At 58.1% G+C, this 25,653-nt stretch carries 23 protein-coding genes; 7 read left to right on the forward strand and 16 right to left on the reverse strand.

All coding sequences use genetic code 11. The features are described 5' to 3' along the window. Positions 1-155 precede the first annotated feature (155 nt). Complete coding sequence (locus tag GDJ93_RS03790; RefSeq protein WP_152067797.1) at positions 156-953, forward strand: tRNA threonylcarbamoyladenosine dehydratase; 798 nt, start codon at positions 156-158, stop codon at positions 951-953. A 14-nt stretch (positions 954-967) separates the two neighbouring features. Next, positions 968-1,750 (forward strand): TatD family hydrolase, encoded by a 783-nt coding sequence (locus GDJ93_RS03795; RefSeq protein ID WP_152067798.1) that lies wholly within the window; start codon positions 968-970, stop codon positions 1,748-1,750. A gap of 79 nt (positions 1,751-1,829) precedes the next feature. On the opposite strand, the gene GDJ93_RS03800 is transcribed toward GDJ93_RS03795, so the two are convergent. The 13 genes from GDJ93_RS03800 to GDJ93_RS03860 form a co-directional block, all read right to left on the reverse strand. Then, on the reverse strand, positions 1,830-3,347 hold the full coding sequence (locus GDJ93_RS03800) for an FGGY-family carbohydrate kinase (RefSeq protein WP_152067799.1): 1,518 nt from the start codon (positions 3,345-3,347) through the stop codon (positions 1,830-1,832). A 6-nt stretch (positions 3,348-3,353) separates the two neighbouring features. After that, on the reverse strand, positions 3,354-4,163 hold the full coding sequence (locus tag GDJ93_RS03805) for a BtpA/SgcQ family protein (RefSeq protein ID WP_117786628.1): 810 nt from the start codon (positions 4,161-4,163) through the stop codon (positions 3,354-3,356). A 33-nt stretch (positions 4,164-4,196) separates the two neighbouring features. Continuing rightward, entirely contained in the window at positions 4,197-4,625 is a 429-nt protein-coding gene (locus GDJ93_RS03810) for a secondary thiamine-phosphate synthase enzyme YjbQ (RefSeq protein ID WP_006234356.1), read from the reverse strand. A gap of 2 nt (positions 4,626-4,627) precedes the next feature. Beyond that, positions 4,628-5,488 carry an amidohydrolase family protein gene (locus GDJ93_RS03815; RefSeq protein ID WP_226812449.1) on the reverse strand — a complete coding sequence of 287 codons (861 nt, stop codon included), beginning with the start codon at positions 5,486-5,488 and terminating at the stop codon, positions 4,628-4,630. Positions 5,489-5,515: 27 nt separating this feature from the next. Then, positions 5,516-6,316 (reverse strand): fructoselysine 6-kinase, encoded by an 801-nt coding sequence (gene frlD, locus GDJ93_RS03820; RefSeq protein WP_006234358.1) that lies wholly within the window; start codon positions 6,314-6,316, stop codon positions 5,516-5,518. A gap of 121 nt (positions 6,317-6,437) precedes the next feature. After that, positions 6,438-7,301, reverse strand: a complete 864-nt coding sequence (locus GDJ93_RS03825; protein WP_035138847.1) for a PfkB family carbohydrate kinase — start codon at positions 7,299-7,301, stop codon at positions 6,438-6,440. 14 nt (positions 7,302-7,315) lie between these two features. Next, the gene (locus GDJ93_RS03830; RefSeq protein WP_117800382.1) at positions 7,316-8,284 is read right to left on the reverse strand and encodes an SIS domain-containing protein; all 969 of its coding nucleotides are present in this window, start codon (positions 8,282-8,284) and stop codon (positions 7,316-7,318) included. 61 nt (positions 8,285-8,345) lie between these two features. After that, positions 8,346-9,197: a sugar phosphate isomerase/epimerase family protein gene (locus GDJ93_RS03835; protein WP_118449024.1), complete on the reverse strand. Its 852-nt coding sequence runs from the start codon at positions 9,195-9,197 to the stop codon at positions 8,346-8,348. Between the two features lies 1 nt (position 9,198). After that, positions 9,199-10,782, reverse strand: a complete 1,584-nt coding sequence (locus tag GDJ93_RS03840) for an amidohydrolase (protein ID WP_152067801.1) — start codon at positions 10,780-10,782, stop codon at positions 9,199-9,201. A 9-nt stretch (positions 10,783-10,791) separates the two neighbouring features. Then, a complete protein-coding gene (locus tag GDJ93_RS03845) occupies positions 10,792-12,255 on the reverse strand; it encodes a YfcC family protein (protein WP_152067802.1) in 1,464 nt (487 codons plus the stop codon). Positions 12,256-12,473: 218 nt separating this feature from the next. After that, entirely contained in the window at positions 12,474-13,217 is a 744-nt protein-coding gene (locus tag GDJ93_RS03850) for a GntR family transcriptional regulator (RefSeq protein ID WP_006234364.1), read from the reverse strand. A 150-nt stretch (positions 13,218-13,367) separates the two neighbouring features. Then, entirely contained in the window at positions 13,368-14,027 is a 660-nt protein-coding gene (locus tag GDJ93_RS03855; protein WP_040358370.1) for an HAD family hydrolase, read from the reverse strand. 63 nt (positions 14,028-14,090) lie between these two features. Then, entirely contained in the window at positions 14,091-14,933 is an 843-nt protein-coding gene (locus GDJ93_RS03860) for a Cof-type HAD-IIB family hydrolase (protein ID WP_152067803.1), read from the reverse strand. Positions 14,934-15,422: 489 nt separating this feature from the next. Here GDJ93_RS03860 and GDJ93_RS03865 point away from each other — a divergent pair, with 489 nt between their 5' ends. From GDJ93_RS03865 to GDJ93_RS03875, 3 genes are all read left to right on the forward strand, one after another. Beyond that, positions 15,423-16,313: a hypothetical protein gene (locus GDJ93_RS03865; RefSeq protein WP_152067804.1), complete on the forward strand. Its 891-nt coding sequence runs from the start codon at positions 15,423-15,425 to the stop codon at positions 16,311-16,313. Between the two features lie 63 nt (positions 16,314-16,376). Continuing rightward, positions 16,377-16,994, forward strand: a complete 618-nt coding sequence (locus tag GDJ93_RS03870) for an ATP-dependent Clp protease proteolytic subunit (RefSeq protein ID WP_022094432.1) — start codon at positions 16,377-16,379, stop codon at positions 16,992-16,994. Continuing rightward, positions 16,987-18,291, forward strand: a complete 1,305-nt coding sequence (locus GDJ93_RS03875; protein ID WP_152067805.1) for a VirD4-like conjugal transfer protein, CD1115 family — start codon at positions 16,987-16,989, stop codon at positions 18,289-18,291. Before GDJ93_RS03870 ends, GDJ93_RS03875 begins: the two co-directional genes overlap by 8 nt. A 141-nt stretch (positions 18,292-18,432) precedes the next feature. On the opposite strand, the gene pgi is transcribed toward GDJ93_RS03875, so the two are convergent. Both pgi and GDJ93_RS03885 read right to left on the reverse strand, forming a co-directional pair. Then, positions 18,433-20,127 (reverse strand): glucose-6-phosphate isomerase, encoded by a 1,695-nt coding sequence (gene pgi / locus GDJ93_RS03880; protein WP_152067806.1) that lies wholly within the window; start codon positions 20,125-20,127, stop codon positions 18,433-18,435. A gap of 199 nt (positions 20,128-20,326) precedes the next feature. Beyond that, the gene (locus GDJ93_RS03885; protein ID WP_193221435.1) at positions 20,327-20,827 is read right to left on the reverse strand and encodes an iron-containing alcohol dehydrogenase; all 501 of its coding nucleotides are present in this window, start codon (positions 20,825-20,827) and stop codon (positions 20,327-20,329) included. Between the two features lie 221 nt (positions 20,828-21,048). Here GDJ93_RS03885 and GDJ93_RS03890 point away from each other — a divergent pair, with 221 nt between their 5' ends. Then, entirely contained in the window at positions 21,049-22,575 is a 1,527-nt protein-coding gene (locus GDJ93_RS03890) for a Y-family DNA polymerase (RefSeq protein WP_370739708.1), read from the forward strand. Continuing rightward, positions 22,568-22,993, forward strand: a complete 426-nt coding sequence (locus tag GDJ93_RS03895) for a hypothetical protein (protein ID WP_226812450.1) — start codon at positions 22,568-22,570, stop codon at positions 22,991-22,993. Before GDJ93_RS03890 ends, GDJ93_RS03895 begins: the two co-directional genes overlap by 8 nt. Here GDJ93_RS03895 and GDJ93_RS09985 read toward each other — a convergent pair. Further along, positions 22,990-25,515 (reverse strand): hypothetical protein, encoded by a 2,526-nt coding sequence (locus tag GDJ93_RS09985; RefSeq protein WP_193221436.1) that lies wholly within the window; start codon positions 25,513-25,515, stop codon positions 22,990-22,992. The two genes, GDJ93_RS03895 and GDJ93_RS09985, sit on opposite strands and share 4 nt — an antisense overlap. Between the last annotated feature and the right edge of the window lie 138 nt (positions 25,516-25,653).

Consider the following 25,653-nt stretch of genomic DNA (forward strand, 5'->3'; position numbering starts at 1 on the left):
TGACGTGCACACTATACTCAATATTCAGATGTTTGTCTAACTATCTAATCGCAATGCTTCAAACCACATCAAAGCAAACGCCATCGCAACCTATGGGCGATTACCTATAATGACGATAGCTAAAACACGATTCGCTTCCCCATCGGAGGATATTTATGACCGAAACCGCTGCCGCAGCCGCCATCGAGACACGCGACACCAAGCTCGAGATTATCATGGGCCGCGAGGCACTCGATAAGCTCGCCGATGCTACGGTGCTGGTGCTCGGCTGCGGAGGCGTGGGCTCCAACTGCTGCGAGGCACTCGCCCGCGGCGGCATCGGTCATTTCGTCATTCTGGATAAGGACATCATCGCGCCCAGTAATATCAATCGCCAGGCCATCGCCTTTCACAGCACCATCGGAAAGCGCAAAGTCGACGTCATGGAGGCTATGATTCACGACATCAACCCTACCGCTACCGTCATCAAACGCACCGAATACCTGCTGAGCGACAACATCGATGATTTCTTCGCGAGCGTTTTGGAGCAGACGGACGGCAAGCTCGACTACGTCGTCGACGCCATCGACACCATCTCGGCCAAGCTCACCATTGCCAAATATGCTCAGGACCACGACATTCGTTTGGTTAGCTCCATGGGCGGGGCCAACAAGCTCCATCCCGAGTGCCTCCGCTTTGCCGACATTTTCGATACGGTACGTGACCCCATGAGCCGCATCATGCGCAAAGAATGCAAGAAGCGCGGAATCAAGAGCCTGCATGTACTGTTTAGCTGCGAGGAATCGGTTAAGACACAGCCCCGCGACCCTTCCAACATCCACGAGCGCACCGAGCTGGGAACCGCCAGCTTTATGCCGCCCATCATGGGCCAGATGATTGCCGGCGAGGTTATCCGCCAGATCAGCGGCCGCGGCACTGAGCGCGTACGCTCCGATGGCCAACGTCTGGACTAGCAGGATGCCCTGCGATGGAACCGCGATTCTTTGACACGCATTGTCACCTTGATTTGATGCTCAGCCCCGATGCTACGGCCAATGAGTCGGCGGCATTGGGTCTGGGGCTCTTTGACTGTGGCATCGACCCACGCGACTTCACGGCAGCAAAAAAGCAGGCCAGCTGCTACCCAAACATTATCGCCGGCGTCGGCCTCCACCCCTGGTGGCTCGCCGACGGCCACTGTGGTCCTGCCGAAGTCAATCTGCTTTGCGAAGTTGCTGCCCAAGAGCGCTACATCGGTGAGATCGGGCTCGACTTTTCCGCTCGTTTTGCCGGAAGTGAGCCGCTACAAATACAGGCATTTGACCGGCTCTGCGATGCGCTCGTGCAGCATCCTCTTACCGGGCGCGTGATATCAATTCACGCCGTTCGTTCGGCAGGAGCCGTACTGGACGTCCTCGAATCGCATGGGCTACTCATCCCAAACCCCGACTCCCCCGTTATCATCTTCCACTGGTTTAGCGGTACTTCGGACGAACTCGTCCGCGCGCGTAATGCGGGCTGTTATTTTTCCGTCAACGAACGCATGCTCGCATCTAAACGAGGACGCGAATACGCACGACAGATTCCACTCGACCGTCTACTGCTCGAGACCGATGCGCCGGCCGAGCCAAACACAGAAACAAGCGCGCAGTCGCTCATCAGATCGCTCACAAGGACCTCGATACGCATTGCCTCACTCAAAAACTGTGACGCAAAGCGCATCGAGTCGGTAGTTTTAGCAAATGCGCACTCTGTTTTTGGCCTTAGCTAATCCCTGTGGGCAAAAATGCCACGGGGCATGCGAATCGCACAACGCAGTCCCTATTGGTAGGCAGTACAGTTCGGCAGCATTACACCAATTCGTGCATGAGATCACGGTTGCGTGCATACAATTCGTCAAAGATATGACGACGCGACGCATACAACCCGTGGGCAGCCATATCGGGCTCGATTGTTTGCGCAACGCCAAGGACTCGGGCGAGTTCATCCCATGATGCATAAGCGCCACCTGCGAGAGCTGCCATGATGGCATCACCGAAGCATGCGCCCACCGTAACCTTGGCAACCGAGACCTCGCGCCCGCATACGTCGGCGATAGCCTGCATCCAAACTGGATTCTTGGTTCCACCTCCGACAAGCATAATGCGCCCAATTGGCAGACCATGCTCTCGCTCGATAATGTCGACATGGGATGCAACAGTATACGCGACGCCTTCCAAGGCGGCGCGAACCATATGGGCTCGCGTATGCCTTCCGGTCAGGCCAAAGAAGACGCCACGCGCCGCGGGATCATTGAGCGGAGTACGCTCCCCCGCAAAGTACGGCAGACACAGGAGCCCATCGGCACCCGGCGCCACGTCGGCGGCATCATGCGCCATAACCGAATATGCATCGGGGCCACCGTGGTCCTCGGCCTCCACGGCATCACGATACAGCTCTTGGCGCAGCCACGATGTGAGCGCACCCGCCGTATTGGTCCCCGCGCAGATCCCGTAAGTTCCGGGAATGATAAACGTCCCTGGCCACAGGCGGGCATCATCGATCATATGATCAGCTAGGTAGATGAAATACGCCGTACTCCCCAACTGAACCATCATATCGCCGGGACGGGATACACCCGTCGAAATGGCCTCGGCACCAGAGTCGCCCGTTCCCACTAAGACAGGTGTCCCTGCCGCGAGCCCCGTCGCCTCTGCCGCACGCTGCGTAATCACCCCGGCAATATCGGTAGCCGACATTACCTCCGCCATCTGGTCAGGCCGGCAGAAACGAGCACATTCCCGAGCATCAACCTTCCAAGTGTAGCGGTCATATAGGGGAAGAAAATCCTCCGCCAAATAACGGTCCACCGTAAAACGCCCCGTCAACTTTGCGCATAGAAACGACGACGCCGTCAGGAACTTCGCGGCACGTTCGTGCACCTCGGGCATATTCTCCTTAAACCACAAGATCTTGGGAGCAATATCTGACGAACAGGGATCGTGCCCGAAAAGCTCGCGTGCGCGGTCTGACCCATATTCGGAAAGAAGCTCGTCAATCTGCGGCTTCGAACGTGCATCGACTCCATACAAAATCGCGGGTGCCAGCGCGTTGCACTCGGTATCGACCGGCACACAGTCGCAACCCAATGCGGAAAGGCCCACGCATCCGATCTGCGCCGCGTTAACCCCCGATTGCATCACCAGCTCGCGCGACAAGCGGCAAAAATCGCCCCACCAAACTGCCTCCGCATCATGCTGGTACCATCCATCACACGGGTTGTCCGTCTCGTGTCCACAAGAGGCTTGGCAAACGATATTGCATCGATCATCGATTAAAACGCCTTTAGAGGCGCTTGTCCCAATATCAATACCCAGATAGAGCGCCATAGGTGCCTACTCCCCTCGCGCCGTACGAGCGGCAGCCATAAAACGAGCTACCCGCTCAACATCGACCGGGGCATCCAGCTTTCCGTCGCGCTTTAAGCACGTGCCGACAAACGCACCATCGTAGTGAGCAAATACGTCAGCCACGGTATTTTCGCGACAACCGGTGCCACATACCACAGGCACTTCGCCAACACGCTCGCGGACTTCATCGGCAAGCTCGCCCGAAGCGCCACGACCGGCAGCCGAACCGCCGATGACCATTGCATCCGGAAGGCAATTAAAGAGAAGTGAATCGGCAATGTCCGCAGTCGTGCGGTCGTTGAGATAAACCTCCCCCTCGCTCGTGATGAAGTGAAAAAGCTTGAGGTCGTCCAAGCGCAGCGCCGCCTTGCGACGCATGGTGTGAGCGAAATCTCGGTTAATCAGCCCAAGATCACCGGCCCAGGCACCGCAAAAATTGCAGCGTGTGAACTGCGCGTCGACGGCAGCGCACAGCTCGATTGTGGCATCACCATCGTAAATAGCCTCAGCTCCCCAAGGGGTCGACAGATCATGGGATAGAGCCCCGATTACATAGCCCATCGATGCAAGGGTTGAGGGAGAAACGTGCTGCTCATAGGGCATCGAGAGCTCATTGGTAATCAAAATGCCATCGACACCGCCCTGCTGCAACGCCTCGAGATCGCGCTTGGCGGCTTCCACGACCTGCGACACGCTTCCGCCCGGGTAATACAGTGGATCGCCCGGCAGAGGACGCAGGTGCAGCATTCCGATAACCGGCTTTTCGGTCTTGAACATCGAGGTTAGAAACGACATAACGTGCTCCTTCATAGAGTTATTGCAGGGACGTTACTCCCCCAGCACCTCGACGTACACTTTTCGCTTCTGCGGACCGTCAAACTCCGCAAGATAGATGTTCTGGGCACTTCCGCACACGATGTGGCCATCTTGGACGGGAAAGAAGCAACTGTTTCCACAAATCATGCTCTTGATATGCCCACAGGAGTTGTTGCCGGTGGCTCCATAGCTCGGCAGGAAGTGTGCATGCGCATAGGGGGCATCGAGTGGGGCGATGCGATCAAGCGTCTCCATAAGATCCGTCTCCACGCAGGGCAGCCCCTCGTTTACCACGATTCCACAGGTCGTATGCGACAAAATAATCGCTGCCAAGCCATTGGTCACCGAGCTGCGTTCGATGGCAGCGTGCACGTCTTCGGTAATATCGATGAACTGGTCCGGGGCAGTCGATAGATAGCTCAATGTCTCGAGCGTCACCATGTTTACTCATCCCCTTCAAGAAAACGCAGGGCATTACCCCAGTAGAGCCTTTCTCGCGCATCATCGCGCATGGGCACGGTATCGAGCGCCCGCTTGAGTTTGAATGCACGGAAGCGCGGCGTATTGCTGGCGAACATCACTTGGTGCGATAGCGCGCGCTCATACCACAGCGGCCCCATATCGACCGTGAAAAGACGCTGCATCATCTCCTCGGGCGAATCGATGTAAGTGATAGAGGTGTCCGTGTAGCAGTTGGGATACTTGAGCAGCATCGCCACGGTCTCGCGTACCCAGGGCCAGCCAAAGTGAGTCAAACTAAAGCGCACATTTGGATGCGTTGCGATTGTGTGCTCAAATGCAAGCGGGTTACTGCGCGAGAGCTCTGCGCCAGGCTCCCAAGACATACCGGCATGGAAAACCACCGGCTTGTTATAGCGCTCGCACAGCTCGTAAAGCGGCTCGGCCACAGCATCATCGGGGGCAAAACCCTGCTTTGCAGGATGCAGGCAAAGCCCCTTTGCCCCCAACTCGGTAAAGGCGCGCTCCAATTCGTCTGCGGCACCGCTCACCTGCGGGTCTACGCTCGCAAATCCCCACAGACGATCGGGATGCGCGGCAACCAGCATGGCAATCTGGTCGTTGGTGCCAAAGTGCCCTCCGCATGCCGTGGTTACATCGAGCGGCATGAGCAAGCTCTTCTGCACATCGCAGACGTCCATCTCAACTTGAAGCTCGTCCCAATCCATGGGACCCATATGCCCCATACCAAATTCTCGTGACCAAAAACCGAATCCATCAGGCTCATCACCCGGCGTACAGATCTCGCCGTAGAGCATGGGCTGAACCAACATGTCGATAACCATTTCGTACTCCTTTCCAGGCATTTGACCCTAGTACGGCTCAAACGAACCAATCACTCGGGACGACAGCTCAGCGCCCGCCTTCATACACGCCGGAATATCAAGGCCATCGATCACGCCCTTGGTAAACCCGGCAATATACGAGTCGCCGGCACCCACGGTATTAACGACCTTCTCCGCCGGTACGATCCCGCACTCATAGAAGCGCTCACCGTCATAGGCAATGCTTCCCTTCTCGCCAAGCGTGGCAACCGCAACGCGCGGTCCCAATTCCTGCACGTGGCGTACCCAGTCTCGCAGCTCCGGAGTGTCCTCTTCAAACGACATGAATGCATAGTCAACGTAAGGAAAATGATTCTCGCAGGCATATTCGGGATCCTGGCTGAACACCGAGAAGTCCATAACCACCGTCTTGCCCGCATCATGCCATTCGGGCAGGAGGTCCAAACAATTGCCAAACAGGTCGGTATGAATGATGTCATGCTCTAGGATAAACGCCCGGTCATCTTCATTCGGACGATATGTCTCCATTACGCCATCGATTGCCTCGAGATGCACGCGATCGACGCCGTCTTTCAATGCCATGAGCATCACCGAGGTGTCGCCATCCTCCACCCGCAGATGTGAGATATCGAGCCCCTCAGCGGCCAGCGCCTCTCTCATCTTGTCTCCGTACTCGTCCTTGCCGACAACCGACACGGCGGATACCGAAACGCCCATTCGTGCAAGATGGATACCCCAGTCAATGCCATTACCAGTCGGATAGAACACGCCGATGTTTTGATAGACGTCCGCACAGCAAAAACCAGCCGCGCACGCTTTAATACCCATGGTCTTCTCCAATGTTCAAAAGGGGACCCGCCACATGGCGAGCCCCCTTTTCGCGTTTCGCTTATTGTTTTGCATCGGCTGTCCAAGGCCTCATAGCCAGACCGCCGTACGCTTTCTTAAGCTATTCGACGATTGGTGCTCCGTGGCCCCAAGAACCTTCCATGCCGCACACGGTCGAGGCAAACCCGGCAGCAAAGTCGAGCGCGCGCTCGATGGCCTCGGCGCCATCCTCACCGCGCTTGGCGGAATCGAGATAGCACATCAAAAACGAGGTGAGGAACGAGTCGCCCGCCCCCATGGTGTCCTTCATGTCCGTTACCGGTTTAGCCAGCTGGCGGTAATAACGCTCGCCGTCGTAAGCAATGCAGCCCTCGGCGCCCGCCGTAGCCGACACAAAACGCGGACCCAGGCCCTTCACCCATGCCAGACGCTCGCGAATCTCGTCCTCACTCGCAGCATCCGCCGCACTAAAGAAAGCGAAATCGACGTAGGGCGCAATCTGCTCGTAGTACTCGTCGGTAGAGTCGTCCGAAAAGTCAAAAGAGACCGTGACGCCCGCAGCCTTCAACTTGGGCAGCTCGCGCTCGGTAAAGCAATAGTTTCCCGAATGAACCACATCGAACTGCTTCATGTACGAAAGGTCAAAGCGATCGAGGACATAGCGCGCATCGCCACGGATACCGCCCTCGTTGGAGCCGAGGAAGACACGGTCACCGTCAACGACGGTCACGCGAGCCGCTCCGTTCTCGCCAATCATCTGCTCGCACTTGTCAAGCTCGATACCCTCATCCTCGAGGCTTGCAATGACATGCTCGGCAGCGGCGTCATTGCCAAAAATGCCCATGTATGCAGAACGTGCGGCACCGCATTTCTTGGCATAAACGGCGAAGTTAACCGCGTTGCCGCCAGGATACATGGTGTGGATATGCTCGTAGCGATCGACGACGTTGTCGCCAAATCCGAGCGCGTTAACGTTAAATGCCATGGCCTTTGCCCCTTCTAGTACTCGACAACACCCATATAGCGACGGAAATCGGGATCGTGATCAAACACCTTGCCGCGTGCAGCACGCAGCTCGCAGTTCATGGCGTAGAACAGCACCGGGTCCAGATAGGCACGGACGCTCGCCGGCACGGCTTCCATACCGTACTCCTTGGCATCGAGCACCATCAGCGTATCGGTATGCGTCTTAAGGAACGCCAGGGCGCGCTCGTCCATAGCACGGCACTCGCTGGAGCCCATCTGCAGGAAGTAAAAAACGCCATCCTGAGTAGCCTCGAAGGGGCCATGGAAGTACTCGGCAGAGTGGATGTAGCTGCAGTGCTGCCACTGCATCTCCATAAGAGAGCAGATAGCGAAACCGTAGGTCTGGCTAAAGTTGGGACCGCTGCCCAGAATATAGAAGAACTCGTGCTCCTGGCAAAGCTTGGCAAAGCGATCGCCCAGCTCGGCATTTACCTTCTCGCGTGCCGGGGGAAGAATCTTATCCATCTCGGCGATACCGGCATACATATCGGCAAGATCGGCGTAGCCCTCCTGCTGATCGAGCAGCTCGGCCGCAAGCGACAGCGAAATGCCAGCGGGGACCTCGGCCTGCGGCACGCCCTCGCCCCACGGGTAGACCCACGTGGTCCATTTACCGGTGTCGATCTTAGATCCAGCGTTGTCGGTCTGGGCGATCACCGTAGCGCCGGCAGCAAGGGCAATCTCGCAGCCCTCGACGACCTCAGGGGTGTTGCCACTGTGGCTACAAGCGATGACCAGGGACTTCTCGCCCAGACGACGCGGACGCATGATATCGAACTCGCGAGCCGTATAGATGTACGAAGTGAAGGTGGTTGCCTCGCGCTGCAGAAGCTCATGAGCCGGAATCAAATCGATCATGGAGCCACCGCAAGCAATCCAGTAGACGCTGTCGAACTTGCCCTTCTCGGCAATTGCCTCTTTGATCAGATCGTGTGCGTTCATATCCAGTTCCTTTCTTGTTTGGCCGCAATCAATGACGTTGGCTGCGTGGCCGATAGTTGTTTTAGTCAATCAGATATTTCTCGAATGCGGCCATGTTCTTGGCATCTGCCGCCGCCGGATCATCGTAGTAACGACCGTCCGTGATTTCCTGGCCCAGCATGCCGTCGAAACCATGGGCGTTGAGCGTGGCGACGAAGGCGTCCATATCGTGCTTGCCATCGCCCCACACCAGATGGCCATACGGGTCACCGTCGATAAAGTGCATCTCGTGAATTGCCCCATCACCAAAGGCGGCAAACCAGTCCTCGAGCGTCTCGCCTGCAACGCCCATCGCGGTTGTATCAACCATGGGCTGTAAGTACGGGCTCGCGACCTCGTCAATCATGCGCTTCGCATCGGAAACCGTCGTCACAAGGTTGCTCTCCTCGGGACGCAGACTTTCCATCGTAAGCACCAGACCGTGCTCGCCGGCATACTCCGCCAGAATGGACAAGTGCTCGCGGCTGCGCTTCCAGGCTTCCTCGCGGTCCTCGTCCCAGTCACCCCAGCCCGAGTTGACGGACATACGGTCGCACCCAAGTACCTCGGCAAGCTCAATGCCGTGCTTAAAGTACGCCAGGCTGCGCTGTTCATGCAGCGGCTTGCGTGCGCAGTACTGCCAAGGATAGACAACATTCTCGGGGCACAGAGTACGATACCTAAGCCCACGGTCTGCAGCCTTTTTCGCCAGGACCTCAGCCTCAAAGTAGCCCGTATGGTCGAGCGTCACATGCGGCTCTGCACACCACAGCTCAATGGACTCAAAGCCCAAGCGCTGCTGCACATCAAGGAAGTAATCGAGCGACCACATGATGTAGTGGATATTCATGCCCGCAATCTGTTCGCGGTGCAACGTCGGTTTGGATTCAGACATCTTATGCCTCCTTATTTCGATCGAACACGATTCGTCCGTCCGACATCGTCATGTCAACCGCAAGATCGCGTGCGTCGCGATAATCGAGGTCGAACACATCCCGATCGAGCACGCAGATATCGGCAAGCTTGCCAACCTCAAGCGTACCCAGCTCGTCTTCGCGCATCAGGTCGTACGCGCCCCCGGCAGTCCAAGCGCGCAAGAGCTCGACGAGCGTCAGTGTGTTGACCTCATTCACGGGCAGTCCGTCGGCGAAGAATCCGCCGCACGCGCTGTAGATTGACTCGCCCAGGCTCGGAATCAGCAGCGGCAGATCCGTGCCGCAGCACACTGTGCATCCGGAATCTTCCATGCCGCGGCGATTCCAGCTGTGCAAAAGTCGCGTCTCGCCAATTTGTCGACGCATCATCGACAGGCAATCCTCGCGCCGGTCCAGCGTCAGAATCTGCGGATAGACCTCGCAAATTCCACCTAACTTGCCAAACTCGACAAGATCGGTCGGGTCAGAGTTCTCGAGATCGGTAATCGCATGGCGGCGAAGCATCCGTCCGTGCTCGTCTCGAGGCAGCGAGGCATAGAGCGCCACGGTACGACGAACGGCGCCATCGCCCTGGCAATGCAAGGAATATCGGAAGCCGTCAGCATCAATTGCACGCAGCTCGTTCTCAATCAGATCCCACTCTGGCTCCTCGACGACCGTCTTGCCGGCAGCGCCCGCATCGGCCGTGTCCTCATAGGGGTCTATCATCTCGGCAAGCCCCGCCCATACGCCGCGATCGGTCATACGGTTGAAGCCAGAAAAACGAACGAACGGTCCCCGGAAGCGCTCTCGTGCCTCGCGGGCATATGCCAGATTTGCACCGGCACCCACCGGCTGCGACATCATAGAGACGCGAACCGTCAGCTCACCAGATTCCTCACGGCGAGCCATTTCGTCGGCAAAGCCGTAGTAGTCATCAAACGCCATCTCCTTGATGGCGGTAACGCCGCGCTCGTTAAGCATGCTCATGTAGTCCGAATACCCGGCACGCACCTCGGGCAGCGCGAGGAAATCGCTCATCATGCGCCAGATCTTCTCGGCATAGCACGCCTGGGGTGTAAAGCCGTATCGCGCACTGGCGGCAGCATTGAGAACGCAGGTCTCCGCACCCGGTGTAAAGCAGACGACAGGGATATCGCCAAAACAATCGTCAAACACAGCTGCCGTATTTGCGTTCTCGGCATCCGATGCCAACGTTTCGGGTAGGTTGTGGCCAAAAGCCGCCGCGCAATCCGGATGATCTTCTTTCCATGCACGCAAGAGCGACACGGCCTCTTTGGCATCGGCGATGCCGGACAGATCAGACCCCAACGTCCGCAGCGCCCAGCCTGTATAGAAGGTATGCACATCGATCAGGCCAGGCATGACGGTACGGTCGCCCAGGTCAACTACCTCGTCCGCCTGGGTCAAATACGAAGCCGCCTCACACTTGGTGCCAACAGCCTCAATTCGATTGCCACGGACCGCTACGAAACCTTCAAACGGCAGGTCCCCCGTACCGGTAAAGACGCTCTTAGACGTCAGGACCGTCAAACGATCAGACATCACAACCACCTACGCCGGAAGCATGCCGGAAATTGCCGTTACGATCAGGCCAAAGACGACCATGAAAATGAAGAACTTCCAAATGGTCTTCCACCATTGGCCAAACGAAATCCTAGCCACGGCAAGACCGGCGACCGTCATGCCCGCCACGGGGCTGATGGTGTTGATGGTCTGGTTGGCAAACTGGAGCGCGGTGACGGCCGCCTCGGGATTGAGGCCCATGAGCTCGGTCAGGGGGCCCATAACGGGCATGGTGAGCGCCGCCAGGCCAGAACTCGAGGGAACCAGCAAAGAGAGCAGGCCAAGGACGATATACATAAACGTGGTGTAGACGGCGGCGGGTGCACCGGCAAGCGCGGTAGCGAGCGCCTGGAGGATGGTGTCGATGATCATGCCGCCCTCGGCGATGACCAGAATACCGCGAGCGATACCGATAACAATGGCAGCGTACGCAAAGTCGGCGAGACCCTTAACGAACTCCTCTGCGATCGTCTGCTGGTCAAGGCCGCCCAGGATACCGGCAAGCAAGCCCATGCCAAGGAACACGGCGGAAATCTCATTCATGTACCAGCCCTGGGTAACAAGACCCCAGACGATAATGCCCATACCGCAAGCAAAATCGATAAGCACGAGCTTCTGACGGATAGTGAACTCTTCCTCGATGGAGGCATCGGTCACGGAAAACTCGATACGCTTGAGCTTATCGTCCTCGTACACAATGGACGACTCGGGGTTTTTCTTGACGCGCATGGCGTAGCGCATGGCCCATGCGATACCGACGGCAGTGAAGATGACCCAAGAAACGGCGCGCAGCCACAGTTGCGGATTACCCTCGATGCCAATGATGCCTTGGGCGATCAAAACATTAAACGGGTCGATGGTCGAAGCACAATATCCCAGGTTAGGACCAAGGAAGCAGATGATGAATGCCGTCATCGAGTCATAACCGATACCCATCATGATGGGAATGAAGATGGCATAGAACGGCAGGGCTTCCTCAGACATACCAAACGTAGTGCCGCAAATGGACAGCAATGTCATCGTGATGGGAATGATGAGGATGTCCTTGTTCTTGAGCTTTTTAATCACACGGCTCATGCCGGCATTCAAAGCGTTGGTCTTGGTGATGATCGCGAACGATCCGCCAATCAATAAGACGAACGCAACGACGTCGGCAGCCTCTTGGATACCCTTGGTGGGCGCTTGCAGAACCGCGAAGATATCCTGGCCCAGATTGATGGTCTCGCCGGTCTCGGAATCGGTGTAGTTCTTATCGACCTGTTCATAGGTTCCAGCAACGGCGACTTCACGCTCGCCCGCCGCTGTCGAAATCGTCTTGCGCTGATACTGACCAGAGGGAACGATCCAAGTCAGGACCGCAAAGACAACGATCAGCAAGAACATGATCGTATAGACATGCGGTAATTTGAACTTAAAACGTCTGTTTGTCTTCTTCGCCTTCGTATCTGACATAGATACCTCCAAAGAACTCGAGACTGCATCGCATCTCGCTTCAACGTTTGCATAAGGCAAACGTTCTATGACGTCCCATAGATTACCAGCAGCTTTTTCCTTCATCAAGATAATTTCAAACTGGTTGCCGCAACGCGGTTGAACGGTTGTGTTCGCGCCGTGAACGGTATGGAAACGCCCGGTGAGATGATCCACCGGGCGTTTCCATTCGCAATGTCCTAGATGTCAAAAACGTAGCGAGACCCAACGATCCGCTGACGACCGATGATAAACGGCCGCCGCTGCTCATCGAAAAAGAAGGCTTCCATATAAAACAAGGGTTCGCCAACGGGAACTGCCAACAGCCGAGCGACCTCGGGCGACGCGCACGCGATCTCGAGCGTGCACGGGTCGGTAAACGCGGGCGTGCGGCCCGTTCGGTTGCGCACGAACTCAAAAATGGATTGGTTAGATAGAGGTGCCGTTGATAGATAGGCGTTGTCCTCGTAAACGTATATGTTGTTCTCGAGCATGACGGGGACTCCATCGGCAGTACGTACACGCTCAACGCAAATCAAATCAGTTCCAACGGGAACACCAAAGAACTGCGCTTCGGTAGAATCTGCCGGCAGTATCTTTCTCGAAATGACGCACGCCCCCGGCTCCATTCCGTTAACGCGGCATGCGTCCGAAAAACTCTGGACGTCATCCTTCTGGCGAATCTTGCGCTTAAGCTTGGGGGCATTGACAAACGTGCCTTTCCCCTGCCGCTTCGTTAGATAGCCCTGCTGGACGAGCTCCTCAATAGCGCGTCGCACGGTAACGCGGCCAACTTTATAGTTCTCAGCCAATTCGAATTCGTTGGGTATCCGCGCGCCCGCCTTGTAGGCACCGGAATTGATTTCGTTTTTAATGATATCGATAACCTGTTGGTACAGCGGTATCGCTGCTTTACCGTCAGTTAGTCCTTCAGTCGGTGGCATATACCCTCTCCCAGCCCAATTAAGTCAAAAGCGGGCTTAAGGGCATTCAACAAGCCCTTAAGCCCGCATTAGCATAAAGTATGCTTGCTGCCGCACCAAAATGTCGGGTATTTACTCATCTGACCCGAAAAACGCGCAACTACCGCGCTCCTAAGAAAGCGTGAGCAGCTCCGGCAGCTGGTCGATAATCTTGTCCGCGGCATCCTGGCTAAAGCCAAAGCGCTCCTCGCGCTTGGCAATAACTGTCAGGCCGGCTCGCTTGCCGGCAGTGATGCCAGGCACCGAATCCTCAACGCAGCAGCAGCGATTCGCGGGCAGCCCCAGCAGGTCCAGCGCATGCAGGTAGATGTCGGGCTCGGGCTTGCTCTCCTTAAACTGCTCGCCGCTCACCACATACTCAAAGGCATCCGACAGCCCGCACGCATTGAGCACTTCCTCGATGCTATCCATGGGAGACGAGCTGGCAAGCGCCACGCGAACGCCACGGCGCGGCAGCTCTCGAATCGTATCCACGGCGCCTGGGTTAATCAAAGCCTGATAGTCGCGCGGACGCTTATGCGCCCACTCGTCCCAACGGATCAACGCTTCCTCGCCAGTTAAATGCCCCTTCCCGGCGCGCTCAAACCAATCGACCAGCATACGCAGGAAGAACTGATGCGAGGTACCAACCTGCCCGTTCAACTCCTCTTGAGTCAGGTTAAGCCCAAGCTCCTTGGCAAACGCGGCAGTCTCGCCCAGGTAGTAATACTCGGTATCGACAATGACGCCGTCCATGTCAAAGATAACGGCGTCGAACGGAAATGCGGACACGGCACCCTCCCTAACAAAAGGGCGCCCGCAAGCGGACGCCCGAGCCATGCACTATCGGCGATTCTAACCCAGCAGCTTATCCAGCGCCACCGCAATGCCGTCTTCGTTATTATTGGCGGTCACCATCTGGGCCACAGCCTTGACCTCATCGACGGCGTTGCCCATGGCAACACCGGTTCCGGCCCACTCAATCATAGACTTGTCATTCTGGCCGTCGCCAAACGAGACGACCTCGCTGGCATCGATGCCGAGCTTGGGCAGGGCACCCTCGAGCGCGCGGGCCTTGTCAATACCGGGCGCCGTGTACTCAAAGTACCAGTCGGCCGTAAACATACCCGAAAGCGTCTGGGTAAAGGGCGCGTACATCTCCTCGTGATGCGCTTGCAGATAGGCCGGGTCGCCCGCCGTCAGCAGCTTGTCCACGGGATAAGTGTCCACGACCTCATGCAAGCTCTCGACCTCGCGGATCTTAAGGTCGCAGGCATCGCGCTCGTATTTGACGATATTCTTCTGCGAGCCGTCCGGCAGTGTAATCATGCAGCGATACGAGTCCTCTACATGCAGGTCGCGCCCGAGCGAGATCATGGGGATCACATCATAGTTTTGCAGGTGATCAATCAGACGGTGCAGTTCGTCAGCTGGCATGGCCTGGTCAAAAAGGACCTCATCGGTCTGAGCGTCGACCACATGCGCGCCATTGAAAGCGACTAGCAGACCGTCATGGTTTTGGAGGTCGAGCTCCTGTGCCAGAGCATGTAGCCCCCATGCGGGACGGCCCGAAGCCAAGATGAGCTTAATACCCGATTCCTGCGCCGCGAGCAGCTTCTCGCGCGTACGCGGGCTGATCACCTTCTGATCGTTGGTAAGCGTACCGTCGATATCCATTGCGATGGCTTTAATTGCCATATGTGCCTCCTTGCATCGTTTTTATCGCGCACTATCTTATCCGAGCCGGGGCACGTTCGCACAGCGCGCGTATGACGGTTGCAAAACCACCCCATTTGAAACAAAGGCAAAAAAGTACTTGCAAAGACGCGTTCCGACATATAAGTTGATAAAAGACCGCCGTTGCGGTTTTAAGTAGATCGAGCATATGAAGTTTGAGTTTTAGCGTGTAAGAAAAGGAAGATCGGCAAAGTACAACCCCAAACGCAATGACAACTTAATGAGGTAACTGCCACATGTGAGGCACCCAGGGCATTGCTGTCTCGATTTTGAGCACGATGCCTTCCGCCTTGCATGGGCCGTTCCATCCCACCCCTGCAGCAACTGCCTCACGGGCTCATTGAAAACCGCATAGCACCCCAACGTCAGCACATCACCCACGGCAAGCACATCACTCACGACAACCAACACATCAACAAACAGCACGAACATCAACCGATTGGAGAAGCTATGACAAACCACCACGCTGAAGACGGCGATAAGAAAAGCATTCTGGATACCCGCATTGAGCGAGCATATGCAAACGAATATGACGCCGCCTTTGCCGCCGCGACCATCAAGAACTACGCGTCGCTACCGCTCGCGACGATCTTGGCCGACCACCCTCAACTGCTGAAGCGCTGCACAAAGATCATGGGCGACCCCGACATTCGCAAGCTGACAGACCCCTATGCCCCAAAACGCGACAACGATTCGTACGTTCTTACCGTAGGCTGCCTAGCCCATATGCTTACGGCGCTCGACACGAAACTCAAGCTCGAATGGGAACCCGACGAGCGTCATGAACTCGAAAGCAAGCGGAACACCCTGTGCACCGCACTGTTCCTTCCGTTGGACGGCCTCAAGCGCTGCAACGTCGAGCTCAATACACAGGCGCGGCAAAAGCCCGGGACCACGGGGCAGAAAACTCCAAGACCCCATGCGGCCATCGTCGACCGCAACCGATATAACCGCATGACCGCGCACTTTTCTGCCGAGGGAGCAGCCATAAGGACGCTGATCGACCTGCTGTGCCTCCTGAGCATCAACGAACTATTTGAGGGCTATCTCGCCCTTGTTCCCGCGACGGCACCCAAGTCGGTAGCAAAGATCATCGAGACCTGCAGACGCCAGTTTGAGCGCCATCGCAATGGCAGCGAGATGAACGCCAGCATCGCGCAGTACTACACGGCCCATTACAAAAAAGACGGATGTGCCCCTGTCGAGCATCAGCTGCGGCTCGCCTATACCACGCCCGTCGCAACGCTCCATCGCTTTGGAGCCCTTGGCGCTTGCGAGCCGCACGAACAGGCAGCCTGCCCCACAACCGAGCTCGATCTCAGGCTCGGACGAACCCTGTAGCCCGCCAGCCCCTCCGCGGGCAACAATCCTATTCCACAACACAACCAACAGAAAGGAGTCCTCATGGACACCAATCATTCCCCCATCATCAGCCCCCTCACCATGCGTGAATCCGCCCGAGGTATCACGCTCACCAGCATTTACGATGAGATGCTCGCCCGTCGCGAGCTCTCCGTCATGGGAAACATCGAAACCCCAATGGCCCACGACCTATGCCAGCAGATCCGCCTGCTCGATGCCACCGACCCCAGCCGCCCCATCACCATATTTGTCGCCAGCGCCGGCGGAAGCGTGCGATCGGGTCTTGCGATCTATGACGCCATGCGCCTCGCATCGTGCCCCATCCGCACCGTCTGCCTGGAATTCGCCGCGTCCATGGGCGCCGTGATCTTTATGGGCGGCGACGATCGCCGTATGGCGCCCCATGCAGAGCTCATGATTCACGACCCGCTGATCCCCCAGGGGGCAGGCGGCTCGGCACTTGCGCTGCAGGAAACCAGCCGGCGTCTCATGCAGACCCGCAAGACCCTCACGCAAATCCTCTCGGACCGCAGCGGCCTCACGCCCAAGCGCATCCAGTCCCTCACTGCAAAAGACACCTACCTTTCGGCCGAGCGCGCCGTCGAGCTCGGCTTTGCCCACGAAATCCTCTCGACCACCAAGGAGGTCGCCCATGTCTAACCTCGCCAGCCGCCTCGCCGCATCTGAGTCCGCATCGTCCACCATCCTCGCCAAGGATCGAACGCTTTCCTGCGACACCCGCCAAACGGGACTCAACAACAACGCACTTGTAATCGGCCCCTCGGGAGCCGGCAAGACCCGAAACGTCCTCAAGCCCAACCTGCTGCAAATGAACGCAAGCTACATCGTGCTCGACACCAAAGGCACGCTCTGTCGCGAAGTGGGACCCGTGCTGACAGCCCACGGTTACCGCGTGCAATGTCTCAACTTCGCCGACCTCAACACCGTCCCGGCCCTTGCGCCCGGCATCGAGCGCTGCGGCTACAACCCCCTGAGGCACATTCGCCGCAAGGCGGACGGCAGGCCCAACCAGCAGGACATCCTCTCGGTGGCAAAGGCCATCTGCCCCATCGAGGACAACAACCAGCCTTTTTGGGATCATGCGGCGGCAAACCTGCTGTCGTGTCTTATCGCCTACGTCACCGAACAGCTACCCGCCGACGAGCAGACGATCAGCTCGGTCATCAAGCTGATCGAGCACCTGCAGGACGGTGCCACGGCCCGATTGTTTGACGATCTGATCACGACCGACCCCCAAAGCTATGCCCTCTCGCTATGGCGGCGCTACGCCATTACGCAAAATGCCGAGCGCATGCACGCGAGCATCGTCGGCATCCTTGCCGAAAAGGTCATGTGTCTGGGATTCGACGGTGCGGCACAGCTCTATCGTGAGTGCTATCAGGTGGACTTCGCTTCCATGGGACACACCCCCTGCGCCCTGTTTGTAACCGTAAGCGATATTGACCGCAATCTCGATCCGCTGACCGGCCTCTTTATTACGCAGGCGTTTATGGGCCTCATTCGCGAAGCCGATAGGCAGCCCGACGGCAGCCTGCCCGTGCCCGTGCGCTTTATGCTCGATGACTTCGCAAATCTGCAGATCCCCCAGATCGACAACGTGCTCTCGATTATCCGAAGCCGCAACATCTGGGCAACGCTGCTATTGCAGTCGACCAATCAGCTCGATGCGCTCTATGGCGAGGCACGCGCACGCTCCATCATGGGCAACTGCGACACGCATCTGGTGCTGGCGTTCCAGGATCCCGAGAGTGCCCGGGTGTTTTCCGACCGCGCCGACGCGCTGCCCAGCACGCTCATGGCGACGCCGATCAATCGCTCGTGGCTCTTTGTACGCGGTCGCACTCCCGAACAGGCCGAGCGCTTTAGACTCGAAGACCATCCGCTCTACGGGGAGCTGCCCGAGGCGCAGCGAGGCCATGCGGAGGCCGAGATCTAGGCGCAAGGTTCTCGCAGCGCGCGGCGCCCCGGCGATGTTCCACAAAGGCCGTGCGCCCCGGGACCACGGCAAAGCAAAGGGGCCCGCATCCGATAGGATACGGGCCCCTGACTATAAGGCGCGATGCATTAACAGCAGCGACTACTTGCGGTGAGCGCGGTAGAACTCGATGAGCGCCTGGGTCGAAGCGTCCTGCTCGGCCTTGGCAGCGTCGTCGTGGAAGGCCGGGGTAATCTGCTTGGCAAGCTGCTTGCCCAGCTCAACGCCCCACTGGTCGTAAGAGTCGATGCCCCAGACCGTGCCCTCGACAAACGTGATGTGCTCGTACAGGGCGATGAGCTCGCCGAGTGCGAACGGGGTCAGCGTGTCGCCGAAGATCGAGGTCGTCGGGCGGTTGCCCTCAAAGCAACGGGCCGGGACGATCTGCTCGGGCGTGCCCTCGGCACGAACCTCGTCGGCCGTCTTGCCAAAGGCGAGCGCCTTGGTCTGGGCCAGGAAGTTGCCCAGGAACAGCTCATGCACGTCCTGACCGCTATCAGTCGCAGGGTTGGCGGTATTGGCGAAGGCGATGAAGTCGGCCGGAACCACCACGGTGCCCTGGTGCAGCAGCTGATAGAAGGCATGCTGGCCATTGGTGCCGGGCTCGCCCCAGAAGATCTCACCGGTGTCGGAGGTCACAGCGCTGCCGTCCCAACGGACATGCTTGCCGTTGGACTCCATGGTGAGCTGCTGCAGGTAGGCCGGGAAACGGTGCAGATACTGGCAGTACGGAAGCACGGCGTGGCTCTTGGAGCCGAAGAAGTTGACGTACCAGACGTTGAGCAGGCCCATCAGCGCAACGGCGTTGCTCTCGAGCGGGGTGTTGCAGAAGTACTCGTCGATGGCATGGAAGCCCTCGAGGAACTGCTGGAAGCGCTCGGGGCCGAGCACGACGATCAGCGACAGGCCCGCGGCGGAGTCGACGGAGTAGCGGCCGCCGACCCAGTTCCAGAAACCAAAGGCGTTAGCGGGGTCGATACCGAAGGCCTCAACCTTCTCGAGTGCGGTGGAAACGGCGACGAAGTGCTTTGCCACGGCCTCGGCGTTCTGCTCGTCGGAGCCATCGATGGCGCCCTGAGCCTTGAGCTGCTCTAGCATCCAGGTCTTGACTTCGCGAGCGTTGGTGAGGGTCTCGAGCGTGGTGAAGGTCTTGGAGACGATGATCACGAGCGTGGTCTCGGGATCGAGGCCCTTGAGCTTCTCTGCCTGATCGTTGGGGTCGATGTTGGAGATGTAGCGGCAGTCGATACCGGCATCGGCATAGGGACGCAGGGCCTCGTAGGCCATGACCGGGCCCAGATCGGAGCCACCGATGCCGATGGACACCAGGTGCTCGATCTTCTTGCCGGTAACGCCCTTCCACTCACCGGAGCGCACGCGCTCGGCGAAGGCGTACATGCGGTCGAGGACCTCGTGCACGTCGGCGACGACATCCTGGCCGTCAACGATGAGCTGGCCCTTCTCGCTTGCCGGACGGCGAAGCGCGGTGTGCAGGACAGCGCGGTCCTCGGTGGTGTTGATGTGCTCGCCGGAGAACATGGCGTCGCGGCGCTCCTCGAGCTTCACCTCGCGGGCAAGATCGCACAGCAGCTTGACGGTCTCATCGGTCACCAGGTTCTTCGACAGATCGAAGTGCAGGTCACCGGCGTCAAAGCTCAGCTTGTTCACGCGCTCGGCATCGGCGGCGAACCAGGCCTTGAGGTCGATACCTTCGGCCTCGAGCTTCTCCTGATGAGCCTCGAGCGCCTTCCAAGCGGCAGTCGACGTAGCATCGATAGGTGCGGCAACAGTTGCCATAGAGTCCTCCTCAGCATACGGGCGCACGCCTCCATGCGCCCGGACATTCAGATGCCACTATTCTAGCGCAGGTCAAGACCATAATCAGCGAGCGTTGCCAATCCGCCCCTAAACGGCAACCGACCAAAAAGGGACAGGTTTATTTTGGCAGGTCAAACGCTTTACCTACCAAAAATAACCCATCCTTTTATGGCAGATATTAGGCCGCGGCGCACACATTGCCGAGCAGCTCGCGCAGAGGAGACCCGATACCCTCCAGCAATTCGGGCGCAATGATGGCAAAAAAGGGCACCTCGCCGGCTCCCACGACAGCAGGTACCTTGCCCTCCGAGACAATGCATCCATAAGGCACAAAGCCGTCTTCGCCGGCATCGAGCGCCGCCATGCGCCGCGCGAGCTCGCGCGCAAAGCCCGCCGTATCGGCATCGCCAATCGCCAGGACAAAGTCCACGCCTTCGTCGGTCGCCAGGGCCACGGCTTCGTCGATCAGCTCGTCTCCCCCATCGCCAGCCGAGCCGCAGCGGAAAAGCACGCGCTCGAGCAGAGCTCGATCAACCGAGCCGAGTGCCGCCGAGACAAGCTCATCACGCGTATGCTTGTCACCGCCCAGCACGACCAGCGCCTTAGTGCCGCCGTAGTGAGCGACCAATCGTCCACACCAGCGAGCCACGTCCCCATCCGCAACAAGGCGTGTCGGCATACCAAACCCATAATTGACCATCTTTCCCACAACCCTTCCGTGCGTATAGGCGGTATCAATCGTTAGGCTCATGCTAAGAAGCGAGGTTTTCCGAGCCGTTTCACGCTCTTTAGGGCTGCGTTAAAACCCGATCCAACCGCACGACCACACCTGTCCCTTTTTGGCAGGTTTTGACGGTGTCCGGTCGAGCGGGTATTATCGAACAGGTATTCGATAAGAACATGTGTTTGATGGGAGGACGCGTGGGGCACGAGCGTCACACCTATATCTGCATCGACCTTAAGACGTTTTATGCCAGCGTCGAGTGTGTTGACCGCGGGCTCAACCCACTCACCACCAACCTGGTCGTTGCCGACGAATCGCGCGGGCGCACGACCATCTGCCTCGCCATCACACAGTCCATGAAGAACCTTGGGATACACAATCGCTGCCGTCTATTCGAGATTCCCGACGGCATCGACTACATCAAGGCCGTACCGCGCATGCAGCACTACATGGAAGTGTCGGCGCAAATCTACGGCATCTATCTGGAATACGTCAGTCCGCAAGACATTCACGTCTATTCAATTGACGAATGCTTTATCGACGTGACACCCTATCTAGACCTCTATCACACCGATGCGGAAGGCTTCGCCTGCATGTTGCGCGACGAGGTCCTGGCACGCACCGGCATCACGGCGACGGTCGGCATCGGCCCCAACCTATTCCAGGCCAAGGTTGCACTCGATATCACCGCCAAGCACGTGCCCAGTCGCATCGGCAAACTCGACGACGAGACCTTTCGCAAGGAGATCTGGCCCCATCGCCCCATCACCGACATCTGGGGCATCGGCCCCGGCGTGGCGGCCCGCCTCGAAAAATACGGTGTCTATGACCTGATGGGCGTCGCCGCGCTCGACGAAAACCTGCTCTACGACGAACTCGGCGTTAATGCCGAATATCTCATCGACCACGCCTTCGGGCGCGAGCCGACAACCATCGCCGATATCCAAGCCTATCGCCCGCAAGCAACTTCGACCACCACAGGACAGGTGCTCTCAAAGGGTTATGCCTACGAGCAGGCCTACACCGTCTTGCGCGAGATGGTCGACAACGCCGTGTTGGACTTAGTCGATAAGCACGTGGTGTGCGACAGCATCTCGCTCTTTGTAGGCTACGCGAGCGAGCGCGCCGACATACGCCGCCTCGATGCCAGCGGCACAGCGCAATATGTAGACGGATGCGGGCATTTGCGTTCAAGCACGTCGAGCATCGAACCCGCCGCAACCGCCGGCCCCGAGCTCGCACCCCGTGCGCCCAAGCCCGTCCAACGCGATGACGAACGGCACCGCCTGGTGCGCGAGGCGCAGGCAATCGATGGCATCTTTGTGGGAGAGCATGGCGGCAAACCGCGCGGTGGCTATGCCGCACTCTTTGCGCACTCCAACGCTTCGCGAAAGCTGCCCGAGCGCACCAATTCGTTTAAGAAGATCATGGGCTATTTCGATGAGCTTTGGGCGCAGACCGTCGATCCCAAACGACCGGTCAAGCGCATCAACCTGGGATTTGGCAATCTGGTACCCGAAGAATTTGCCACCATCGATCTGTTCAGCGATATCGAGGCGGATGAGCGCGAGCGCGACTTGGCGCGCGCCGTGTTGGCCGTAAAAGGCAAATACGGCAAGAACGCCCTGGTCAAAGGATTGAGTTTTACCGCCGGCGCCACCGCACGCGAACGCAACGACCAAGTTGGAGGACACCGTGCCTAAACCCAAACAACAGCCCGTGCGCCCGCCGACCGCCTTCGAGCGCCTGGCGGACCCCGAGGGCAGACGCCGCGCCGCCGACCCCAAGCTCACTGCCAACGGTGCCGTGCGCGCCAACCGCGCCGCACAGTTTATGCCCTTTGCCGCCCTCACGGGATACTACGAACTCGTGCGCAAGCAGGAAATCACCGTCGAACCAAAATGCGAACTCACGGAAGAAAAAGCCCTCGAGCTTTCAAAAAAGCTCGAGGGCCTCAAACGTGGCGACTTGGTGCGCGTCACCTATTACGATACGTACGGCTATCGTAGCCGCACCGGCATTCTCGACGAAGTGCTTCCCGCGTTCAAGCTGCTCAAACTCAGGGATATCGCCATCGACTTCGACGATATCCAAGACATTGAGCTACGCGGACGAGCCTAGCGACGAGAACGCTTGCGCAAGACGAGAGCAATGCCAAGCACTGCGGCAGCTGCAACCAGCAATCCCAAGACCAGCGTGAGGGTCGAGTCGCCAGCGCGAGGCAGCGAGCCGTCCTTCGGAGTCTTCTTAGCGGTCGTCGTGACGGTGGTCGTGGTGCTGCTCGACTGGTCGTTGCCACCCGTCTGGCTGCCGCCAGGCTGATCGCCGCCACCCGGCTGCGAAGGATCGGTGGGTTCCGTCGGATCCGGAGTACCGGGATCAACCGGATTCTCCGAATTCTCCTTGCGCTGGATCCAGACCTGGCAACCATAGAACGGGTTGGCGGTACCAAGGCACAGACCCTGGTTGGTCACCGCAAAGGTGCGCAGACCATGGTTATACGGATCGTTAAAGCCATTAGTCGTCAGCGTCGTAAAGTTCACGCCGTCCTCGGTCACATACATATCAAAGCCGCGCTCGGCATCGCGCAGGTAACACATGCACGTAAGGACACTCTGCAACTTCTTGAGGTTCTCCTCGCTCAGCAGCTTATCGAGCGCATCCTGAATATCGCTCGGCAGCTCGGTGCCATAGGCATCCTCGTACTGCTGCTTCAGGCTCTCATAGCTATCGAGCATGTCCTGATACTGGTCGGCAAAGGACTTGAAGTACGCGATCTCGCCATCGATCTTCTGGACATAAGCGGCGTCGTCCTCAAAGTCCTGGGACATCGTCGCGGCCTGATCGCAAAGATCGCCCGTGGCATCCTCCAGCGCATCGCTCAGATCGCCAAAGCCCTTAGCAACCTCAGTCTTCTCGTCATCGACATCGGCAGCTTCGTTCGAATCATCGACCTCGACGGCCTCGTTTGAATCATCGTCCGCAATCGTGTTCACGGGAACAATGGGGTCGTCAGGCGATTTCTTGTCGAGCAGGTGATCGAGCAGGTCCCTAAGGCGCTGAACCTGAGAGTCCCACTCCTCGGGCGTCATATCGATAATGTCGCCATTGGAGAACTGGCCGATCGGCTCAAGCAGGCTCGCGGTATCAAAGGTACCGATATACAGCTTGCCGTCGAACTTCTGCATGCGCCAAATGTACTGGTTCTCGTTTCGGCCAAAGCCCGAAGCCAGGCCGGAAATACCGCCCTCGGGGAACATGTCGGTGCAATCGCCAACGACGAGCTCCATGTTCTCGTCCTTGTCCATGCGATAGATGCAGACCGACTGCTCAAGATTGGCATTCACAAACGAGCAGTCAACGCCGCCCATGCTGCTCTTGCCGCCATCTTCGGTGTTGGATTTGTTGAACAGGATGCGCTCGAGAGCGATCTCCTCGTCGTTGTATTCACCGATATAGAGGTAGTCGTTGTAGACGATGAGGTTGGCAGCGCCAGAACGGGTGCGGGCGGGATCGATGCCAAAGCAATACCTCGCACCGTCCGCCTCCTGGTCGCCGACAATCGGAGTCCACGTATAGCTGCCGTCGGCCTTCTTGTCGCCACGGACCATGGCAAACGACTGCATGGAATTATCATCGGGAGCGTTCTCGGGCGTGCCGGTGCAGATGGTGGCATAGAGATGGCCATTGTACGAGACCATATCCCAAATGGCGCCGCCGTAGATGCTGTCCTGATAGCGAATCACCGGATAGCCAAACAGCGTGTCCGAGTTGGCAATCTCGGTGAAGCTGTCCTGGCCCTTCGAGGGGTCAGACGACGTCAGGATCGTCGCCACAAACTTACCGGCTGCATCTTTACCCACATTGCTGATGACGAGCTGGCCATCATGGACGCACATGCCGCGGATACCGGTAGAAATGCCCTGCTTGTAGGCAGCACCGTAATCCTGCATGCTCGAAAGGCCCCGATAGACAGCTTTGCACTCATCCGTTTTAGGATCGATCTCGTATACAGCAGGCAGGCCGCCTTTGCCGTCATTGGTCCTGACGCTGCCGCAGAAATAGAGCTTACCCTTATAGCTCACGGCGTTGCGGAACAAAGGAGCGACGCCGTTGAGCGATTCAGAGAGTAGCAGTTTGGTCTCACCGGTCTTGGTATTGATCTTGACCAAGATGCCGCGACTGTCCTTGTCGGCCGTGCCGTCCTCCTTCTTCTGTCCATAGAAGAACGTGCCGTTAAACATGGCCTCCAGCGTCAGGCGCATGGTCTCGGCATCAAAGGAATCGCCCAGCGTGCTGTTCATGAGCGTCAGCGTGTTGCCCATCGCCGCATAGCAGGTGCCCACATAAAGCCAGTCACCATAGCTCGCGGCCGCCCAAGTGTAGCTCTGGCCGCGATCGCCTTCGTTGTTGGCCGTGTTACCGTCGGCGCCCGGAACGGCAACGGCACCGTTACCCTGGTAGTCGACGATGCCATCCGGCTGCGACGTTCCTACCGAAGGATGCGAGAGCTTCTCAAAGGAATACCCATTTCCCGCATTGTAGGTAACGGCACCCGATGCGTCTTCGGCGTGCGCCGGCAGCGGCGATACCAAGATAGCGGCAAGCGCTGCCACCAAGCCAAGTGTTCCCACTCGTCTCATAAGGTTATAGCCCCATTACAGTCTGAAGTGGGCCACCGATAAATTTCGATGGCGAGCATTCGGCGCATTGCCTACGATACGGGCAAGCCCCGAGGGGCCGCCGATCGGGCGCCTCCGGATGGCCGTCTGCCCCTGCCC

The organism is Collinsella aerofaciens, assembly GCF_902501475.1.
GTDB lineage: Bacteria > Actinomycetota > Coriobacteriia > Coriobacteriales > Coriobacteriaceae > Collinsella > Collinsella aerofaciens_AL.

Coding starts and splice junctions, on each gene's coding strand:
- GDJ93_RS03865 (WP_152067804.1), top strand. CDS start 15,423: ATGACAAACCACCACGCTGAAGACGGCGATAAGAAAAGCATTCTGGAT.
- GDJ93_RS03890 (WP_370739708.1), top strand. CDS start 21,049: ATGTGTTTGATGGGAGGACGCGTGGGGCACGAGCGTCACACCTATATC.
- GDJ93_RS03800 (WP_152067799.1), bottom strand. CDS start 3,347: ATGGCGCTCTATCTGGGTATTGATATTGGGACAAGCGCCTCTAAAGGC.
- GDJ93_RS03830 (WP_117800382.1), bottom strand. CDS start 8,284: ATGAACGCACACGATCTGATCAAAGAGGCAATTGCCGAGAAGGGCAAG.
- GDJ93_RS03875 (WP_152067805.1), top strand. CDS start 16,987: ATGTCTAACCTCGCCAGCCGCCTCGCCGCATCTGAGTCCGCATCGTCC.
- GDJ93_RS03885 (WP_193221435.1), bottom strand. CDS start 20,827: ATGCCGACACGCCTTGTTGCGGATGGGGACGTGGCTCGCTGGTGTGGA.
- GDJ93_RS03845 (WP_152067802.1), bottom strand. CDS start 12,255: ATGTCAGATACGAAGGCGAAGAAGACAAACAGACGTTTTAAGTTCAAA.
- GDJ93_RS03835 (WP_118449024.1), bottom strand. CDS start 9,197: ATGTCTGAATCCAAACCGACGTTGCACCGCGAACAGATTGCGGGCATG.
- GDJ93_RS03850 (WP_006234364.1), bottom strand. CDS start 13,217: ATGCCACCGACTGAAGGACTAACTGACGGTAAAGCAGCGATACCGCTG.
- GDJ93_RS03870 (WP_022094432.1), top strand. CDS start 16,377: ATGGACACCAATCATTCCCCCATCATCAGCCCCCTCACCATGCGTGAA.
- GDJ93_RS09985 (WP_193221436.1), bottom strand. CDS start 25,515: ATGAGACGAGTGGGAACACTTGGCTTGGTGGCAGCGCTTGCCGCTATC.
- frlD (WP_006234358.1), bottom strand. CDS start 6,316: ATGGGTATTAAAGCGTGCGCGGCTGGTTTTTGCTGTGCGGACGTCTAT.
- GDJ93_RS03840 (WP_152067801.1), bottom strand. CDS start 10,782: ATGTCTGATCGTTTGACGGTCCTGACGTCTAAGAGCGTCTTTACCGGT.
- GDJ93_RS03805 (WP_117786628.1), bottom strand. CDS start 4,163: ATGTCGTTTCTAACCTCGATGTTCAAGACCGAAAAGCCGGTTATCGGA.
- GDJ93_RS03860 (WP_152067803.1), bottom strand. CDS start 14,933: ATGGCAATTAAAGCCATCGCAATGGATATCGACGGTACGCTTACCAAC.
- GDJ93_RS03810 (WP_006234356.1), bottom strand. CDS start 4,625: ATGGTGACGCTCGAGACATTGAGCTATCTATCGACTGCCCCGGACCAG.
- GDJ93_RS03795 (WP_152067798.1), top strand. CDS start 968: ATGGAACCGCGATTCTTTGACACGCATTGTCACCTTGATTTGATGCTC.
- GDJ93_RS03825 (WP_035138847.1), bottom strand. CDS start 7,301: ATGGCATTTAACGTTAACGCGCTCGGATTTGGCGACAACGTCGTCGAT.
- GDJ93_RS03790 (WP_152067797.1), top strand. CDS start 156: ATGACCGAAACCGCTGCCGCAGCCGCCATCGAGACACGCGACACCAAG.
- pgi (WP_152067806.1), bottom strand. CDS start 20,127: ATGGCAACTGTTGCCGCACCTATCGATGCTACGTCGACTGCCGCTTGG.
- GDJ93_RS03815 (WP_226812449.1), bottom strand. CDS start 5,488: ATGGTTATCGACATGTTGGTTCAGCCCATGCTCTACGGCGAGATCTGT.